Below are 17,291 nucleotides of genomic sequence, written 5' to 3'. Positions count from 1 at the left end.
TCCTAAAATCTTGTTAAATTACTTCTCAACCACGCCCATGATGTCATCTTCACGCATCACGACCAGTTCCTGACCCCCTATTTTAACTTCAGTACCAGAGTACTTGCCAAACAGGACGATATCACCCACTTTTACTGCCAGGGCACGAGTATCACCATTGTCCTGAGGCTTACCAGGACCCGCAGCAATAACCTCACCTTTTGAGGGCTTTTCTTTAGCATGATCCGGAATCACAATACCACCTGCTGTGGTACTCTCTTCTTCCATACGACGAACAACAACTCTATCGTGTAAAGGACGAATTTTCATACTTGTTTTCTCCTAATGTGGTTAATCACCTATACTATTCAGAGTAAACTCTGACTTTTTAGCATTGCCTGATAATCTACAACGCTGATGAAACTGCCAGATGGGGGGCGGAAAAGGAATTTCAAGGGGAGACATCAAAAAATTTTGGTTTTTCTCGAATAACAACTACAATATTATACAATTTTTACAGGTTCTCAACAAATTATGAAACAATGGTTTGTATTTTTACTCTTTTGTCTTGCTTCATGGCTTAGTTACGCCAATCCACTTCCTGCTGAAGAAGTGTTCCAGATAAGCGCTAAACGTATTGATCCCAATACTTTTGCAGTTAACTGGGAGATTAAACCTGGCTATTTTCTCTATAGCGAGCGCATTAAATTAATCCCCCCCACCCAATCAGGAATTCATTTAGGTATTGCCTACTTCCCTATTACTTCGCAAAAAACAGACCCTAAAGGGCGCAGCTATCCCGTGTATAGAAATCAAGTGGAATTGCCTGTTGCAGTGCTGGGTGAGCATCCCGGAGAAACATTAATTACCGTGCAATTTCAGGGTTGTGCGGATACTGGTTTTTGTTATCCGCCAGAAACCAGACAAATCAAATTAACAATTAGCAAGGACTTGACTCTCAGCAATGCCAGCCTGGAAGCTATATCCCCTTCCCCTGTCAACCAGCAACCGGTTAATGATATCGAAGCACTCTTTGTGAATAATCATTGGATAATGGTTATTTTAAGTTTTTTCGGTTTTGGTTTATTATTATCATTTACACCTTGTGTTTTACCGATGATTCCCGTTCTATCGGGCATTATTGTCGGTCATAGTAAAAATCTTTCTACCCGCAAAGCTTTTTTTCTTTCTCTAAGTTATGTTTTAAGCATGTCATTCACTTATGCTCTGGCAGGTGCAGCTATTGCCCAATTGGGTAGTAATTTTCAGGTTGCCATGCAGATACCGTGGGTTATCGGTTTATTCAGTCTCCTGTTTGTCCTTTTGGCCCTATCAATGTTTGGTTTTTATGAATTGCGTCTACCCACATCCTGGCAAGCCAAATTAGCAAATGCAACCCGTCATCAAGCAAGCGGACATTATATGAGTGCCGCCATCATGGGCTCATTATCCATTTTAATTTTATCACCTTGTGTTACAGCACCATTAATCGGTGCTTTGGGGTATATTGCTCATAGTAATAGTATCATTCTAGGCGCTTCAGCCTTGTTTTTTTTAAGCTTGGGCATGGGGACACCTTTGCTTTTGATTGGCACTTCTGCCGGAAAATGGTTACCAAAAGCTGGAAAATGGATGAATGCCGTTAAAGCATTCTTTGGTGTCATGCTACTTGCAATAGCTATCTATTTACTGGAACGAATTTTACCTGGCCCTTTTGTAATGGGTTTATGGGCCAGCCTGCTTATCTTTTCAGGTCTTTATTGTGGTGCCTTAACCTATGCAGCCAGTAATCTCGATAAATTACGCCAAGGCTTGGGCCTTATCTTGCTAAGCTATGGCATTCTGGATTTGATAGGCGCCAGCATGGGAAGTTCCAATCCCTTGCAACCACTTACAGGGTTTCAGTCAGTGGCCAATTCCGCCTCTACCTTGCCTGTTCAAACAATTAAAACAGTGGATCACCTGGAGAAAGCCTTTGCAAATGCTAAAGGTAAACCTGTTATGCTGGATTTTTATGCTGATTGGTGTACTTCCTGCAAAGTAATGGAAAAAACTACCTTTAAAGATCCTCGTGTTGAAAAAGCATTGAAAAAGTTTGTGGTATTAAAAGTCGATATTACAGCCAATAATGCGCAGGAAAAAGCACTTTTAAACCAATTCAATGTCATTGCGCCTCCTACTTTTTTGTTTTTCAATAAAGAAGGCAATGAACAATCGCATCTACGAATGGTTGGTGAAACCTCAGCCAACGAATTTTTAAAGCAGTTAAACCTGGTGTTGGGATTAGACAAGACTGACGGGAAAGCGTTATAATCCGCCCACTTTTTTTGCAGTCAAAAATTTATGAATCATAAAGTGGGCTTTGTAAGCCTGGGTTGTCCTAAAGCATTGGTGGATTCAGAGCGGATTATCACCCAATTACGTGCGCAGGGTTATGAACTGGTTTCGTCTTATCAGGATGCGGGAGTTGTTGTCGTTAACACCTGCGGTTTTATTGACGCGGCAGTCACTGAATCATTAGACACGATTAAAGAAGCAATGGCTGAAAATGGCCGTGTTATTGTAACCGGATGTTTGGGCGCTAAAGCAGAGATTATTCGTGAAGCCTGTCCCGATGTTTTGCATATCAGTGGCGCCCATGCTTACGAAGAAGTTGTACGCGCGGTGCATCGTCATTTACCACCACCAGCTGATCCTTTTACGCAACTTATACCCCCTCAAGGGATTAAACTCACGCCCAGGCATTATGCCTATCTGAAAATTTCCGAGGGCTGTAATCAGAAATGTACCTTTTGTATTATTCCGACCATGCGCGGTAAATTACAAAGCTATCCACTGACTCAAGTCTTAAGCGAAGCCCAACGATTAAAAGAGGCCGGTGTAAAAGAGTTATTAGTCATCTCTCAGGATACGAGTGCCTATGGAGTTGATACGCGCTATCAACCCGTGGAATGGAAAGGTAAAACCATCAAAACGCAATTTTATGATCTTTGCCAGCAATTGGGTGAATTAGGCATTTGGGTGCGTCTGCACTACGTCTATCCTTACCCTCATGTCGATGAGATTATTCCTTTGATGCGCGATGGCCTCATTTTGCCTTATCTGGACATTCCCTTGCAACATGCCAATTCACGGGTTTTAAAAGCGATGAAACGTCCGGCCAGTAGCGAAAATACGTTGGTACGTATTGGCCAATGGCGAGAAATTTGCCCTGATATTACTTTACGATCTACCTTCATTACAGGTTTTCCCGGCGAAACAGAAGAAGAATTTGAAGAACTATTAGCTTTTTTAGAAGCAGCCCAATTAGATCGCGTTGGTTGTTTTCAATATTCACCTGTTGCAGGAGCAAAAGCCAATGAACTGGCTAATCCTGTTCCTGATGAAATAAAAGAAGAACGTTATCACCGTTTTATGCAATTACAGGCCGAGATCAGCCGCAACAAACTGGAAGCAAAAATCGGCACGAAACAAAACGTGCTTATTGATGAAATTACTGATAAACACATTATTGCCCGCAGTAAAAGTGATGCTCCGGAAATTGACGGTCTGGTTTATTTACCTTACACGGATAACCTTAAAGTGGGCGATTTGGTAGAAGTAGTCATCACCAATAGTGATGACTACGATTTGTATGCCGATCTCGCTTCACCCCCGTCAATAAACATTAATTGATATTTCCCCAAACTTGCCTGTCGCAGCTTGTCCAGACTATTCAGGAATGCTAGTCTCATAAAAATATTCGGATAAGCTTGGCAATGGCTTTAATCCCTGTAAAACTCCAAATGTAATTTAATAAAAGAAGCTCAAATTAAACTTAAATAAATGGCAAAACTCTATGATTCAGAGGGATAAATGTCCAGACTTAATCAATACGCTATTCCTGTCGGGGCTGTGGCCTACTCTATTCTCCTATCTTAATCCTCAAGATATTGCGTCTTTGTATGAACTGAATAAAAAATTAAATGACCTATTCGGTCAAAAACCACCTGATGACGAATTAAACCGGAAAAGAACTCTCGCATACAGCCAAATCTTTGTGGGTTCTTATCAAACATTTGTTTTATTACGCAGGCAAAGTAATCTCATGCTTTTTGCCGCAGGTCAAAATAGTTATGGTGAACTGGGCATTGGACAATATTTTAGTATGAATACCAATTTGTTCTCTCCTTGTTTCCTGCCAAAAGAGATAGTTTGTATTGATGGCATAAAAGCGGGCCTTAAACGGACGATTATTTGGGGTCGAAATAAAAATAATCAACTGATGCTCTTCCTCGCTGGAAGTAATAACGCCAACGAATTTATTATGTCTAATGACCGTTTTCTTAAGCCTTTTTTAGTCATGCAGGATTTAAACAATTATTATTCTTTTTCACCGGGCAAACTTCCAGAACGGCTGATCAAAATTAATGGAATTAAACTATATAAATCGGCTGTCTTGATACACGGTGAAGATCAATTCAACAGACCGTTACTTGTGGAAACAAATCATCCTCGTGATTCAAACCAATATACCTTTCTACCACTACCCAGTCAGTTGCGATACATTATTGACGTACAACGTTTTGAAAACAGCCTGATCATTTATGGCCGAGATAAAGATAATCAATTCTTCATCGCTATGGCAGGAGACTATCCTTTTCACTACCCCGATACTCGACTGGACAATCATTTTTATCGCTGTGTGCTTCCTGAGGGAATTACCACGATTGAGGGGGGATGTATAAGTCATGAATTTAGTTTTATCTATGGCCATGACGACAACCGTTTGCCACTGGTTTTTGCCGTAGGGGAAAATACTTACGGTCAGCTTTCCACAGGGGACACGAAGCAAAAACTTCATTTTACCCCTTGTTTACTTCCTCCTGACCTGGCGAAAATCAATACTATTGAATCAGGTGGCTCCCATGTCATTATTAATGGCAGGAATAAACATAATCAGCCTTTCCTCGCAGCGACTGGAGATAACAGGTTCGGTCAACTGGGTGTTGGCGATAATGAATATAAAACACAATTCATCCATGTGCCACTTCCTGCTGTTGTAAAACACATCGATAAAGTTGAACCCGGAGTCTACCATACCGCAGTCACGGCCAGAGATCCTTTTAATCGACGACTTGTGCTAACTACAGGATATAATGCTCAAGGCCAACTCGTTACTGCTGATTACGAGGACAAAAATAAATTCACATTCATTAAAAAGCCCGTTCATAAACTATCAATAAACCAACGATTGAATTTTTTTACCTTCAAAAAACCCAAGGAAAATATCACTGAGCCAACATCTTTGCTGAATTTGCGTCCACGGAGTTGTCTATAAGAAAGCATGGAGACGTAAAATAAATTAACGTCAATTTATATCATGTCAGTTATAGATAGAGCTGAGTTTTCATCCCCCCTAGGTTGAATCACCATTTAATTCTGCCCAAATAGCAATGGCAGCAAGAGCAATGGACGAGATAAAAATGGAATCACAACGGTCATATCGAGTAGCGATTCTTCTCCAGTGCTTGAATTGTGTGATTCATAGACATTGTTTCAATTAATTGATAGACTTATCCACCTTATGAAGCAGCAGATTAAAGCCAGGTTAACGTGGGTAAATCTATATCTTGAAACGAAGGATGCAGGTTATGTTTGTCGTAAATATGGCATTTCTCGCCCTACACTGAGAAAGTGGCACAAGCGTTACCTAGAAGTGGGTATCGATGGATTAAATGATCATAGTCACCAGGTGTCGTTTATTTTTATTGAATAATCTGTTTCATCAGGCAAGGAGTGTTTATGAAGCATTGTTTTTTTGGGGCTTCCCTGTGGTCAGGGTTAATGTTGATAACCGCATATGCCGGTACCCTCGAATGGTACCGCTTTGGTGCAATACCGTATTACCAACCAATCAAACAGGCCACATACTTTGTCCATGCAGCCGATCCAGGGTATTGCACAAATCACCACGGGGCCAGGTGTTTGCAGCAGTCCTTTTGTGCTCAGGAGCAAGAATTCCTGTATTCTGTCTTTAGCGATAAATGGCGGGCAGTTAACTAACCCGATTACCAATAGCCCCGTGGTTTGCCAACAAGGCTCCACCAACCAATGCTATCGACCCAGCGCCGTGAATATTTTGCATATCACCCAGGCACCACCGACAACCAATGCCATCATTTCCGTTACGGGATCACCTTTGACCTTGACTGTGAATGGTGCAAACGGTCAACTCACAATTAACAACACTTCGACGCAAATAACAGCTACCAACATTATTTCAGATTTCGCCGGAACGGCATTGGATGGCCATGTCACAGAAGTCAACAATACCTGTGCTAATGTACCACCTGGTGGTAGTTGCACGCTGACTTATGCGCCAGGCACTACGATGGTAGGGCAAACGAACTTTACTATTCAGGGTACGAATACCAATACAGCGACAGCAGCCATTGCCATCCAGTCAGGGAGTACTCTCACAGCCATTAACCCAAGCTCAGGAACTGCAGCAGGCGGTACTGGCGTGACATTGACTGGAACCGGCCTGACTGGAGCAACCGCGCTGACCTTTGGTGGCGTAGCGGCAACCAGTGTCAACATAGTCAGCTCCACCACCGTGACCGCAGTAACGCCTGCCCATGCTGCCGGTTCGGTGGATGTAGTCATTGACACGCCTGCTGGCGGAGCGACACTTGCCAGCGGGTATTCTTATGTAGCCACTGCAGTAGGACAATCCTCAGGAGGAGGGACTATTGCCTGTCTTGAAGGCGGATTGCAAAATCTGCTTGCAGCCACTGCCGATAACGGCTCAGGTATTCAATGGGGAGGTTTTGGTACGATAACCAATGCGCAAAGCGACACCGATGGCGCAGCCAACACCACAACCATTGTTACCGTATTAGGTGCTGGTACTTATGCGGCTCAAATTTGTAATGATTTCGAAGTGGATTCACAAGGCAATACCCCTTGCCAGGCGGGAAATGCCTGTTATAACGATTGGTTTTTGCCTGCCAAAAACCAACTCTTTTGCTTATTTCTTAATCGCTTTGCCATTGGCGGTTTTAACGTTAGCGGCGCCGGCTACTGGAGCTCTACCGAGTCTTCTGCCAGTCCTGCGAACCAAGCCTGGATTGAGGACTTCCTCGCTGGCGTCCAGCTTACAAACTCTAAGCTAAACGGCGTTCGAATCAGGTGTACCCGATCTTTTACTCCTTAATTGTAGTCCGGTCATGGAGCACAGCGTTATGTGGAAAATAGTTATCTCGTATTCGCTACTGCTCATACACGCTAATGTGCCACCGTGACCGGTTACGGCCGTTTTTTTCGACTCATACAAAGCCTGATCGGCTGCTTCTACTAATTGGGTTTGATTTTCTTATCTAAAAATTGGTTAGATATAAGCATCAATAAATTTATTCACTCGATAGGGGAATTTGAGAAATTGATCTTTCCGATGAAGCTACTGAAAGGGGGTTGTCATTGGGTAATTGCCATAAGAAAGACCCCACTCTCTTTTTTCCAAAATCTAAAATAAATATCACTTTAGGAATTAACGGAAGATGTATGAATATGGAGTAAAATAGGAAAAAGGTATACGAAAATTATATTAATTATCTTGCTTTCATACAGGATTATTAAAGATAAAGACTAATCATAATTACCTTTATTATCCGCAATGTACTCATCTACCCAATTAATAATTAATTTTTACATTGAGTTTACTTCCAGTAGTAGATTTTAGTAGAAATATAATAAAAAATGTAGACAAGTACCTACATTTGTTCTATATTGTAGATATGTAACTACATGTCAAGGGTTGGCAATGGCAATTTCAACTTTTTCTAGCCGTGAATTTAATCAAGACGTCAGTAAAATAAAGAAGGCTTCTGCGCAGGGGCCTGTTTTTATCACTGATAGAGGACATCCAGCTCATGTACTTTTAACCATTGAAGACTATTTAAAATTATCTAAAACTAAAGAAACAATAGTCGATTTGTTAGCTATGCCTGATACAACAGATATAGACTTTGAGGCACCAAAGCTAAAAGGAAATATTTATCGTACGGAGGAGTTTGATTAATGTATTTAATGGATACAAATGTTGTATCAGAAATAAGAAAAGGCACGAACGCTAATATTAATGTAATATCGTGGGCAAAAGCCGAGTCTACGGCATCTTTATTTTTATCAGTAATTAGCATACTTGAGATAGAAATGGGGATTTTACAGAAGGAACGTGTAGATCCCTCTCAGGGTGCCATTTTGCGCACGTGGCTTAACACCCATGTGCTTCCTGCCTTTGCAGATCGAATTTTAAACATAGATGTTGCAGTAGCACAACGATGCGCTAAGCTCCATATACCTGATCCTCGGTCAGAAAGAGATGCATTAATTGCTGCTACAGCTTTAGTTCATGGATTTGTGGTTGTAACAAGAAATATAAAAGATTTCGAAGATTCAGGGGTAGAGTTACTCAATCCTTGGGAGTACACAAATTCATAAAGAGAGAAAATCTACGGACAATAATAATAATGCGCGAACAAGGGATTTATGACAAGCCCAATTTACGAAAAACAGTAGAAGGAATACTGTATCGTATGCGTGTTGGGGGATAGATAAATCGAATCTATTTTTGACAGGATGTTTTTTTTCTAATAGTATGTATTTATTTTGATCTAATGAGGCATATATTACCATGAAAGATAAACAAGAACCTGAACTACCGAACCTTAACAAGTTAATTTTTGGACAAGGTGAAGTATGTAGTAATGAAATGGCTAAAGCGAAAACGTACATAATACATTCTTGTCAAACATATGGATTTTTTACACCCTATAAAGAAGGTTTCAGAGAATTTTGCCGCGCATGGGCAATTGTGATTAATCTGCCCCTGTTTGTAAGCCTTACTATTGGAATTGCAACAATTATTAGTGCAGCAGCTACTGTCGGCTCCATAGCAAGTTTGGTACTGACATCCCGTTCTTTTTTCCTGGATCTCAAAGAAAACGATTTTAAAGAAACTAACATGATGTTTTCGAGTGCAAGGAAATTAGCATCCATAGCAGCTATGGCGGCTATAGTTGCTTTAGCGGCTGTAGTTGTAACAGTTCTATATCCCTTAGCTTTAGCATCTATTTTTACTCGTTCTGGAGCTACTATTATTTCGGAGATATTCAATAGGGTCACTAAATTAGTGGATTGCTTTTCTATGCCAGAAGAGCCTGGAATTGGTGAGAATAATCTTTCTATATAATCTGACAGTTTGTCGGATCAGGTTTTGTTGATTTACCGGTGTGTTGACTAAGAAAGTTATTCTCTGGAAAGCTGTGTTTTTGAACCAGATTCCAGGTTCTACGCTCTTCTATTATCTATCTCCGTGAGTAAGTGTTCACGGAATAGAGAATTAAGAAGTATATAACGTCAATGTCTTTCCCGCGCAGTCGGGAAAGACTAGTCATGGAACAAAGTCTGGAAGAGAAAATTTGCATATCCCGTGAACCCTTACCGCCGTGAAATTGCACATAAAAAATCTATTTCATTAAAGAACAGAATTACTATTTTTGAAACAAAATTGCCAAAATAGCTAACAGTTTAATATGAACGGTATTTTTTAGTGTAAAGTTTCACCATTTGTAATACAGGAACTAATAATTTGCCGAGTTATAAAATCACCTTTGCTTGCTCCATACAGTGATTTGAAGTGTTCAGCCAGAATCATTACCCACGAAGATAAGCGAAAATCCATGCGTTTTTCTGCCTGATTGACAACTATTTCAAATAATCCCAGGGAATCTGTATTTTGCTCATTCGCATACTCTTCCATAATACGCAGAGCAATGTTCATATCTTTAGCTTTTGTTGGCCAATTTTTATTCATAATACCCTCGCTTCCTGATAATAGCCAGTGGAAAATTTACATTGGGACAAATTGGGTCTAATAAAAAAATTACAAGGCTTAATCATTTAATCAATGACTATATTGCCATATTCTGTATATATTTTCAATATATTGTTTCATTTTTTGTCCAATATTGCTGACTTATCCATTCCTTGCGATTCTTGCCATAATGTTATAAACAGGACCATAATAATAGGGCCGAGAAATAAACCGAGCAACCCTAACGTTTCTACGCCACCTAAAATGCCAAAAAGCACAGCAAGAAAAGGTAGCTTAATCGCCCCACCGATTAAAACAGGTTTAACGAAATGATCCGCCACAAACATGACAACAGTGCCCCAGATTAAGACTATAATAGCGCCAATCATCGAACCACTCATCAAGAGGATCAACGCAACTATAATAAACACAACTGGCACGACAAAAGGAATCATTGCAGCAAATGCTGTTATAAAGCCAACCAGCGTTGGGGCAGGAAATCCCACTAAAAAGTAGCAAAAACCCATTAAAATCCCGACGCCCAGACCCACTACAATAGTACCATTGACCGTCGAACGTAAGGCTGAAGGCAAGCGATCAGCGTAGCGAAACCAACGCTCACCCAAACAAAAACCTCCAATATGGCTGATTTGCTGAAATAATTTATCCCCATCCCGGTAAAAGAAAAATAAAGTTAACAACGTAAAACCTAATTGAAATCCACGATGTGCAAGATTAACGCCGACCTGTTTGATGTAATAACTGGCGGGAGTCAAGGAGAGATGAAGATTGGACAGGAAATTCCTGACCTTACCCGGCTGACCAATGTTAACGTCCCAATAGGTCACTAATTCATTACCCACAATAGGAAATTGTTTCAGAATCTCAGGAGCAGGGCCGCCTTCTTTATTAATAGACTGTAAATAATTTATAAATAACTGTAGTTCAGTAACCAGAATACTTACTAACCAGCTCAACGGAACAAGAAGCAGCAGACCCAAAACCACCGTAAACAATAACGCAGACCAATCATCATGCTTACCAAAAAAACGGCGCCAGCGTTTATAAAGTGGATAAGTCGCTATCACAATAATAGCTGCCCAAATAATAGAAGGAATGAAACGGTGAACAATGAATAAAGCAAATAATACGATACCAATTGTTAAGCCGATGCTAATTAATTCCTTATGGTTTTCATTCATTTTGCAAAACCCCAAACAAGTAATTGCATAATTAAACAGGCAGGTATTGCTGCGAGAGCATCATCCAGCATAATCCCAAAACCGCCTGAAACTCGCTCATCCATAAAACGAATAGGCTGTGGTTTCCAGATATCAAAAAGACGAAACAATAAAAAACCAATAATCATCCATCCCAAGCTAACTGGAACCATGATCATAGTCATTAGATATCCTACAATTTCGTCCCAAACTATTCCACCATGATCATGAATACCCAAATCTCGTGATACCTTTTCCGAAACCCAAACACCCAATAAAAAAGCAGAAAAAGTAAAAAATAAATACAATGATAAAGAATGTTGAGCAATTAATAAATAGACTGGAATAGCCGCCAATGTTCCCCAGGTACCGGGAGCTATAGGCATTAAACCGCTACCAAAACCAAACGCAAGGAAATACACAGGATTTTGCCACACCCTCTCTGCTATATTGATAGTTTTCATTGAACCTTCATATTGACAAGAAAAATTAACAGCCCCTGTATGTTATGTTGGATAACTAAAAATGACTATATCCCCTTGGTATTAATTTTTTGACCTGACCCTCTTCGGTGATTAAACGTAATCCTTTTTTTTCTTCGATATATCCAATCGGATAACAGATTAATCCGGTTTGAGCCATTAACCTGGATAACATTTCTTCTTTTTGCGCGGAAACGGTAAAACACAACTCATAATCATCACCCCCGCCGAGGACAAAATTAACTGCATTTGAACTCTGATACTTTTTCACCAAGGCATGAATTGGAATGGAATCGGAAAAAAGAGAGGCGCCCACATGACTTGCCGTACAAATATGATTCAGATCCGCACTTAAGCCATCAGAAATATCAATAGCAGCAGAAGCATATTGTTGCAGAATGTCCGCCAGATCCACACGAGGAGAAGGACGTTGAAGTTTTCGCATTGCTATTTGCCTGTCTTCATCCTCAATATCCTTACGCTGTAAAAAAGAAACAGCGAGAGCCGCAGCACCCAACATGCCACTTACATAGATTTTATCGCCTGGCTTGGCACCGCAGCGCCGTATTGCCCTCCCTGCCGGTGTCAGCCCATGAATAGTTATTGTGATGCTTAACGGTCCGCAAGTTGTATCACCGCCAATTAAAGCAATGTTAAATTGCTTTAATGAATCATGTAACCCTTGAGAAAAACGCTCCAACCAGCGCTGATTAAATTCAGGAAGTGTGAGCGACAATGTTAACCAGCACGGTTTTGCTGCCATAGCAGCCATGTCACTAACATTTGCCATAACTGCTTTGCAGGCCATGTCATAAGGATCCCACGTGCTTAGGAAATGAACCTCAGCAACCAGAGTATCGGTACTAATTAATAAATCCTGTCCAGTAGCTACCCTTACACACGCCGCATCGTCCCCTATTCCATAAATCACGTCATCACGTCCGTGAGCAGTTTTTTTAAAAAAGACATCAATTAATGAAAATTCATTCATTGCTATGACTAATCTCCACTGCTCTGACTTTCTGAGCCAGATTATTCAGCACACCGTTCACATAACGATAACCATCCTGAGAACCAAACGCTTTGGTTAAAGAAATGGCTTCATCCAATATAACGCGGTAAGGAATTTCAGCACAATGAAACAGTTCGAAAGCACTCAGACGCAAAACAGTTAACTCCACCGGGTTTAAGCTTTGAATAGGTCTGTCAAGAAAAGGGATTAAATTTTCTTCCAGATTTTTTATATGCCCAGGGACGCCATGAAGCAAACGGCAAAAATACTCCGTATCAACTTTATCCATATTATTTGCGACCCGAAACTGCGCTTCCACCTCATATAATTCATGGCCCGACATAAGCCATTGATAGAGAGCTTGCAGAGCAAGCTTTCGGGCACGCCTTTTACCTTTAATTGATTGTTTTTCCACAACTACCTCATGAATTTCTATCGTCTTTCATCTGATCGATAGTTTGTCTGAAATCACTGACATCTTTGAAGCGCTTATAAACAGAAGCAAACCGAACATAAGCAACATGATCAAGACGATACAACTGTTTCATAACCAGCTCACCAACCTCTCGCGAATCAATTTCGCGTTCTCCCCTGCGACGGATTTCCTGCATGATACTTACAATGGCTTCCTCCAGTGCATCAACGCTGACAGGCCGTTTTTCCAAAGCACGCAACATACCTGCACGCAGGTTATTAATATTAAAAGGCTCTCTTCGTCCATCACGTTTAATGATCAGGGGCATGATTAATTCTGCGGTTTCAAAGGTGGTAAAACGTTCGTGACAGACAAGACATTGCCGTCTTCTGCGCACCTGAGCACCTTCCGCAACCAGACGTGAATCCACAACCTTGGTTTCTTCTGCATGACAAAATGGACAATACATGATTAGCCATAGACCGGAAATTTACGACATAATTCCAACACAGCTGCCTTTACTTGCATCAGGACTGTTTCGTCATGCACATTATCAAGTACATCAGCTATCCACTCACTCAACAAACTCACCTCTTTTTCCTTAAATCCGCGCGTAGTAATTGCCGGTGTCCCTAAACGAAGTCCACTTGTTACAAAGGGTGAGCGTGGATCATTAGGCACTGAATTCTTATTCACAGTAATGTTGGCGCGGCTTAAAGCAGCGTCCGCCTCTTTACCCGTAATCTCTTTTTTAATCAAATCAATTAAAAGAAGATGATTCGCTGTGCCGCCTGATACAACAGGATATCCACGTTCCTGCAAAATACTCGCCATAATTCTGGCATTCAATAACACTTGCTGCTGATATTGTTTAAATTCAGGTTGTAACGCCTCTGCAAAAGCAACTGCTTTTGCCGCAATAACATGCATCAAAGGCCCTCCTTGCGTACCTGGGAAAACCATGGAACTTAATTTTTTCTCAATTGCTTCATTAGCACGTGCCATAATCATTCCCCCGCGTGGCCCGCGTAACGTTTTATGCGTTGTAGTGGTTACTACATCCGCATAAGGCAATGGAGAAGGATAAAGACCGACTGCGATTAAACCTGCGACATGAGCAATATCTGCCATTAAATAAGCATTCACTTTATCAGCAATTTCTCTGAATCTTACCCAATCAAGAACCTGTGAATAAGCAGAAAATCCGGCAATAATAAGTTTAGGGCGATGAGTGAGAGCTAATTGTTCCAAATTATCGTAATCGATTAAACCAGTATCGGTGTTTAAACCATATTCTACCGATTGATATAGTTTTCCGGAAAAACTAACTTTGGAGCCATGAGTTAAATGGCCTCCGTGCGATAATGCCATTCCCATAATGACATCGCCAGGCGAAAGCAAAGCCATCATAACCGCTGCGTTAGCTTGCGAACCGGAGTGCGGTTGCACATTCACGTAATCTGCCGCAAATAATTGTTTAGCGCGCGCAATAGCCAGATTTTCCGCGATATCGACATATTCGCAACCACCATAATAGCGTTTCCCGGGATAACCCTCCGCATATTTATTAGTAAGAACTGAACCCTGAGCTTCCAGGACACGAGGACTCACGTAATTTTCTGAGGCAATCAGTTCGATATGATCTTCCTGACGCATCCTTTCAGATTCAATAGCCTGCCAAAGTTCCTCATCAAAACCCGCAATTGTGTAATTTCGATCAAACATAACAATCCTTAACCTGTAATTGTCTCTCTAAATTATAGAACTTGCTCAAACAGCCTTGTTACCTGAATTATTCCTTTCCTGCAAACTCCTTGAACCACATAGAGGCATTAGCTTCCAATTAACTTAACGTATTTGTTAACATTCGACCGTGATTGTTCACGGCAGGAAGAAACCAGCATACCTCTTTGAACACCGCAGGCATTGTTAAAATCAAGTGAAACTTAAGGCTAATTGAAACGTTAGTAACTTCTGCCATGAAATTACACAAGCTTATCACAGTGTCTCAAACTAGTCATGACCGTGAACAGAGGGATTTGCTCGGCTATGGCCTCCTCTTATAATCGCTTTACCAGTAGAGGGGATCACGGAACGGTGCCCATGACGAGATGCTTTACCTGGTATAACAATTATTTCTCTGCGATGCCCATGATGATGAGGAGCCACAGGAGGTGTTACATGATGATGACGATGGACAGGATGAGAAACTACTTTAACATAGGGCAAAGGCGAACGGTAATACCCATGATGCTCTCTTTCTGTCATACATACAGCCAACGAAGGCAGCAAAAATAATAAGACAAACAAACGTTTCATAATAAAACCTCTAAATCAAAAGGAGCACAATTCAATCATGCTTCTTTGTGCCAGACAATAGCTCTGTCATTCCCGCGAAGTTGGGGAATAACAGGGTTTCAAAAATTATCCGACACCAAGGCATGCTTCAGGACAAATCAATTAATTACTTGGCATGGACTTCGACTTTGGATTTCTTTGCGTACATGGGAAGAATTTTAATAGTTTGCTGCACTGGTGTATAACCTGCATAGAGACGGTACCCACTGTTGATACTATCAATATACAAGTTCATTCCAGAATGACAATACTCATAATAATACAGGCTAATAGTTTGCGGCGTGTCATAACCATAGCGATAAATGACAAAAGGCTCCAGCGTTGTGCCATCGTCAAACTTGCCAAACACACGAACATCATCATAGCTATAATTAACTATTTCTATTTCACAAAAACCAGGCCACCTGGCTCCTTTCGCAGCTGATTTATTATTAGTATTACCCTTGATATCTGCCTTTGGATGAACATGTCTGTTATCAGCGGATGCAAACGAAAACAAACCAAGACAACAAACAAACAGCAAGAATTTCAATTTCATTAATGACCCCTCGTAATAAGTGGAAGCCAAATAGTAACAAAGCATTTTACTTAGTCAATAGGTTTTTTTTATGTTCACGAAGATCATTTCCATTACTCTGCACTTACTTTTTTGAGTGAACAGAGATAGTATATGAGGCCAGCTTAGAGGGTTGTTAGAGGGTCCAATGAAAAAACGCATGATCATCATGCTCAGTGCTTTAGTAATTGTGTTTGGAGGTATTGTCGGCTTCAATCTCTTCAAGAGCTTCATGATTAAGCGCTTTTTTGCCAACTATGAAGCCCCTCCTGTCAGTGTCTCTGCTGTAACAGCCCGCAAAAAAAATTGGCAGCCCTATATTGCAGCGGTGGGTAATTTCGTTGCTATTAATGGTGTAGATGTCAATGCCCAATCGTCAGGTAATGTCGTTAAAATTCATTTTGACTCCGGCCAATATCTTGAGAAAGACAGTCCTTTAATTGACATCGATGACCGAGTTGACCAGGCAGCGCTTAAATCCCATCAAGCTGAACTTGCATTAAGACAATTGAATTATAAACGTCAGGATGATCTGTTTAAGCGAGGAGCCACATCCAGTTCTGCGCTTGACGAAGCCACTGCAATGCTTCAACAGGCTCAGGCAATCGTTGAGCAAACAGAAGCAGAAATAAAGAAAAAACATATCATTGCCCCCTTTTCAGGGCAGCTTGGTATCCGCCAGGTTAACCTTGGTCAATATGTTATGCCGGGACAAACGGCAATTGTCACTTTGCAATCGCTTGATCCGCTCTATCTGGAATTTTATTTGCCAGAACAAATGTTGCAAAAATTATACATTAATCAGCCTATTCAATTCAGTATTGAAGAATTTCCCGATAAGGTGTTTGAAGGTAAAATTACTGCGATTAATGCTAAAGTTGATACTGGAACTCATAATATTCTTATACAAGCCACTTTACCAAACTGTCCATCAGACGCACTAAAAAATCCTGGTTATTCAACGCTAATCCAGTTGAAAAATCAACCTGATAATAAAAAAACCATTATTAATTGCAGCACGGAAACCAATACAGCCAATCATATTAAACAGTTCGCCTTTATACCTGGCATGTTTGCTTCTATTGCAGTGGAGCAACCTTCTATTCCTGAAGTGATTGTTCTACCATCAACCGCTATTTCCTATAGTTTGTATGGTAACTCCGTTTTTATTATCGAAAAGGATGTCAAAAAAGATAAACAAGGTCATGATCGATTACGAGTTAAACGTGTGTTTGTGGAAACGGGGGAACAGGAAGGCAATTACACGGTCATTAAAAAAGGGGTAAAAGCGGGTCAGCAAATTGTAAGTTCAGGCGAATTAAAGTTGCAAAATGGAGCCACCGTAGTCATCAATAACCATGTAAAACTTGATGATACCAATAGGCTTGGTCAGTCAGATCAATAGAAATA

Annotated in this window: 18 protein-coding genes and 2 pseudogenes; 10 read left to right on the top strand and 10 right to left on the bottom strand. The window is 40.8% G+C overall.

Annotated elements, in window-relative coordinates; genetic code table 11:
* Nucleotides 1-18: 18 nt before the first annotated feature.
* Entirely contained in the window at nucleotides 19-309 is a 291-nt protein-coding gene (groES, locus tag T345_RS0101445) for a co-chaperone GroES (protein WP_028387771.1), read from the bottom strand.
* A gap of 204 nt (nucleotides 310-513) precedes the next feature.
* Here groES and dsbD point away from each other — a divergent pair, with 204 nt between their 5' ends.
* The 9 genes and pseudogenes from dsbD to T345_RS0101405 all read left to right on the top strand — a co-directional run bounded on the left by dsbD (nucleotide 514) and on the right by T345_RS0101405 (nucleotide 9,214).
* Nucleotides 514-2,292: a protein-disulfide reductase DsbD gene (dsbD, locus tag T345_RS0101440; RefSeq protein ID WP_028387770.1), complete on the top strand. Its 1,779-nt coding sequence runs from the start codon at nucleotides 514-516 to the stop codon at nucleotides 2,290-2,292.
* Nucleotides 2,293-2,322: 30 nt separating this feature from the next.
* Nucleotides 2,323-3,654: a 30S ribosomal protein S12 methylthiotransferase RimO gene (gene rimO / locus T345_RS0101435; protein WP_028387769.1), complete on the top strand. Its 1,332-nt coding sequence runs from the start codon at nucleotides 2,323-2,325 to the stop codon at nucleotides 3,652-3,654.
* A gap of 163 nt (nucleotides 3,655-3,817) precedes the next feature.
* A complete protein-coding gene (locus T345_RS0101430) occupies nucleotides 3,818-5,299 on the top strand; it encodes an RCC1 domain-containing protein (RefSeq protein ID WP_028387768.1) in 1,482 nt (493 codons plus the stop codon).
* Between the two features lie 246 nt (nucleotides 5,300-5,545).
* Nucleotides 5,546-5,713, top strand: a pseudogene (locus T345_RS14705) (helix-turn-helix domain-containing protein); the annotation flags it as partial.
* 108 nt (nucleotides 5,714-5,821) lie between these two features.
* The gene (locus T345_RS0101425) at nucleotides 5,822-7,177 is read left to right on the top strand and encodes an IPT/TIG domain-containing protein (protein ID WP_028387767.1); all 1,356 of its coding nucleotides are present in this window, start codon (nucleotides 5,822-5,824) and stop codon (nucleotides 7,175-7,177) included.
* A gap of 606 nt (nucleotides 7,178-7,783) precedes the next feature.
* Entirely contained in the window at nucleotides 7,784-8,041 is a 258-nt protein-coding gene (locus tag T345_RS0101420; RefSeq protein ID WP_028387766.1) for a type II toxin-antitoxin system Phd/YefM family antitoxin, read from the top strand.
* Nucleotides 8,041-8,463 carry a type II toxin-antitoxin system VapC family toxin gene (locus T345_RS0101415; protein WP_028387765.1) on the top strand — a complete coding sequence of 141 codons (423 nt, stop codon included), beginning with the start codon at nucleotides 8,041-8,043 and terminating at the stop codon, nucleotides 8,461-8,463. Before T345_RS0101420 ends, T345_RS0101415 begins: the two co-directional genes overlap by 1 nt.
* 29 nt (nucleotides 8,464-8,492) lie before the next feature.
* Nucleotides 8,493-8,570 (top strand): annotated as a pseudogene (locus tag T345_RS14950) (IS5/IS1182 family transposase); the annotation flags it as partial.
* A gap of 86 nt (nucleotides 8,571-8,656) precedes the next feature.
* The gene (locus T345_RS0101405; protein ID WP_028387763.1) at nucleotides 8,657-9,214 is read left to right on the top strand and encodes a hypothetical protein; all 558 of its coding nucleotides are present in this window, start codon (nucleotides 8,657-8,659) and stop codon (nucleotides 9,212-9,214) included.
* A 357-nt stretch (nucleotides 9,215-9,571) separates the two neighbouring features.
* On the opposite strand, the gene T345_RS0101400 is transcribed toward T345_RS0101405, so the two are convergent.
* The 9 genes from T345_RS0101400 to T345_RS0101360 form a co-directional block, all read right to left on the bottom strand.
* Nucleotides 9,572-9,838, bottom strand: a complete 267-nt coding sequence (locus tag T345_RS0101400; RefSeq protein ID WP_028387762.1) for a hypothetical protein — start codon at nucleotides 9,836-9,838, stop codon at nucleotides 9,572-9,574.
* Between the two features lie 137 nt (nucleotides 9,839-9,975).
* Nucleotides 9,976-11,040: an AI-2E family transporter gene (locus tag T345_RS0101395; RefSeq protein ID WP_028387761.1), complete on the bottom strand. Its 1,065-nt coding sequence runs from the start codon at nucleotides 11,038-11,040 to the stop codon at nucleotides 9,976-9,978.
* Nucleotides 11,037-11,522, bottom strand: a complete 486-nt coding sequence (locus T345_RS0101390; RefSeq protein WP_028387760.1) for a phosphatidylglycerophosphatase A family protein — start codon at nucleotides 11,520-11,522, stop codon at nucleotides 11,037-11,039. Before T345_RS0101390 ends, T345_RS0101395 begins: the two co-directional genes overlap by 4 nt.
* A gap of 55 nt (nucleotides 11,523-11,577) precedes the next feature.
* Nucleotides 11,578-12,531, bottom strand: a complete 954-nt coding sequence (gene thiL, locus T345_RS0101385; RefSeq protein ID WP_035917913.1) for a thiamine-phosphate kinase — start codon at nucleotides 12,529-12,531, stop codon at nucleotides 11,578-11,580.
* The gene (nusB, locus tag T345_RS0101380; protein WP_028387758.1) at nucleotides 12,524-12,967 is read right to left on the bottom strand and encodes a transcription antitermination factor NusB; all 444 of its coding nucleotides are present in this window, start codon (nucleotides 12,965-12,967) and stop codon (nucleotides 12,524-12,526) included. Before nusB ends, thiL begins: the two co-directional genes overlap by 8 nt.
* 7 nt (nucleotides 12,968-12,974) lie before the next feature.
* Nucleotides 12,975-13,436 (bottom strand): transcriptional regulator NrdR, encoded by a 462-nt coding sequence (gene nrdR / locus T345_RS0101375; protein WP_028387757.1) that lies wholly within the window; start codon nucleotides 13,434-13,436, stop codon nucleotides 12,975-12,977.
* Nucleotides 13,437-13,438: 2 nt separating this feature from the next.
* Nucleotides 13,439-14,692 (bottom strand): serine hydroxymethyltransferase, encoded by a 1,254-nt coding sequence (gene glyA / locus T345_RS0101370; protein ID WP_028387756.1) that lies wholly within the window; start codon nucleotides 14,690-14,692, stop codon nucleotides 13,439-13,441.
* Between the two features lie 288 nt (nucleotides 14,693-14,980).
* Nucleotides 14,981-15,286: a hypothetical protein gene (locus T345_RS0101365; RefSeq protein WP_028387755.1), complete on the bottom strand. Its 306-nt coding sequence runs from the start codon at nucleotides 15,284-15,286 to the stop codon at nucleotides 14,981-14,983.
* 145 nt (nucleotides 15,287-15,431) lie between these two features.
* Nucleotides 15,432-15,863: a hypothetical protein gene (locus T345_RS0101360; protein ID WP_028387754.1), complete on the bottom strand. Its 432-nt coding sequence runs from the start codon at nucleotides 15,861-15,863 to the stop codon at nucleotides 15,432-15,434.
* 166 nt (nucleotides 15,864-16,029) lie between these two features.
* Here T345_RS0101360 and T345_RS0101355 point away from each other — a divergent pair, with 166 nt between their 5' ends.
* Entirely contained in the window at nucleotides 16,030-17,286 is a 1,257-nt protein-coding gene (locus T345_RS0101355; RefSeq protein ID WP_028387753.1) for an efflux RND transporter periplasmic adaptor subunit, read from the top strand.
* The last annotated feature ends 5 nt before the right edge of the window (nucleotides 17,287-17,291 follow it).

The organism is Legionella fairfieldensis ATCC 49588, assembly GCF_000621525.1.
Taxonomy (GTDB): Bacteria; Pseudomonadota; Gammaproteobacteria; order Legionellales; family Legionellaceae; genus Tatlockia; species Tatlockia fairfieldensis.
Note: the sequence above shows the minus strand (reverse complement) of the source record. Positions and strands in the feature narration are given on the sequence as shown.

Excerpts from the sequence above, each read along its gene's own strand:
- groES (WP_028387771.1), bottom strand. The coding sequence starts at position 309 with ATGAAAATTCGTCCTTTACACGATAGAGTTGTTGTTCGTCGTATGGAA.
- dsbD (WP_028387770.1), top strand. The coding sequence starts at position 514 with ATGAAACAATGGTTTGTATTTTTACTCTTTTGTCTTGCTTCATGGCTT.
- rimO (WP_028387769.1), top strand. The coding sequence starts at position 2,323 with ATGAATCATAAAGTGGGCTTTGTAAGCCTGGGTTGTCCTAAAGCATTG.
- T345_RS0101430 (WP_028387768.1), top strand. The coding sequence starts at position 3,818 with ATGATTCAGAGGGATAAATGTCCAGACTTAATCAATACGCTATTCCTG.
- T345_RS0101425 (WP_028387767.1), top strand. The coding sequence starts at position 5,822 with ATGCCGGTACCCTCGAATGGTACCGCTTTGGTGCAATACCGTATTACC.
- T345_RS0101420 (WP_028387766.1), top strand. The coding sequence starts at position 7,784 with ATGGCAATTTCAACTTTTTCTAGCCGTGAATTTAATCAAGACGTCAGT.
- T345_RS0101415 (WP_028387765.1), top strand. The coding sequence starts at position 8,041 with ATGTATTTAATGGATACAAATGTTGTATCAGAAATAAGAAAAGGCACG.
- T345_RS0101405 (WP_028387763.1), top strand. The coding sequence starts at position 8,657 with ATGAAAGATAAACAAGAACCTGAACTACCGAACCTTAACAAGTTAATT.
- T345_RS0101400 (WP_028387762.1), bottom strand. The coding sequence starts at position 9,838 with ATGAATAAAAATTGGCCAACAAAAGCTAAAGATATGAACATTGCTCTG.
- T345_RS0101395 (WP_028387761.1), bottom strand. The coding sequence starts at position 11,040 with ATGAATGAAAACCATAAGGAATTAATTAGCATCGGCTTAACAATTGGT.
- T345_RS0101390 (WP_028387760.1), bottom strand. The coding sequence starts at position 11,522 with ATGAAAACTATCAATATAGCAGAGAGGGTGTGGCAAAATCCTGTGTAT.
- thiL (WP_035917913.1), bottom strand. The coding sequence starts at position 12,531 with ATGAATGAATTTTCATTAATTGATGTCTTTTTTAAAAAAACTGCTCAC.
- nrdR (WP_028387757.1), bottom strand. The coding sequence starts at position 13,436 with ATGTATTGTCCATTTTGTCATGCAGAAGAAACCAAGGTTGTGGATTCA.
- glyA (WP_028387756.1), bottom strand. The coding sequence starts at position 14,692 with ATGTTTGATCGAAATTACACAATTGCGGGTTTTGATGAGGAACTTTGG.
- T345_RS0101365 (WP_028387755.1), bottom strand. The coding sequence starts at position 15,286 with ATGAAACGTTTGTTTGTCTTATTATTTTTGCTGCCTTCGTTGGCTGTA.
- T345_RS0101360 (WP_028387754.1), bottom strand. The coding sequence starts at position 15,863 with ATGAAATTGAAATTCTTGCTGTTTGTTTGTTGTCTTGGTTTGTTTTCG.
- T345_RS0101355 (WP_028387753.1), top strand. The coding sequence starts at position 16,030 with ATGAAAAAACGCATGATCATCATGCTCAGTGCTTTAGTAATTGTGTTT.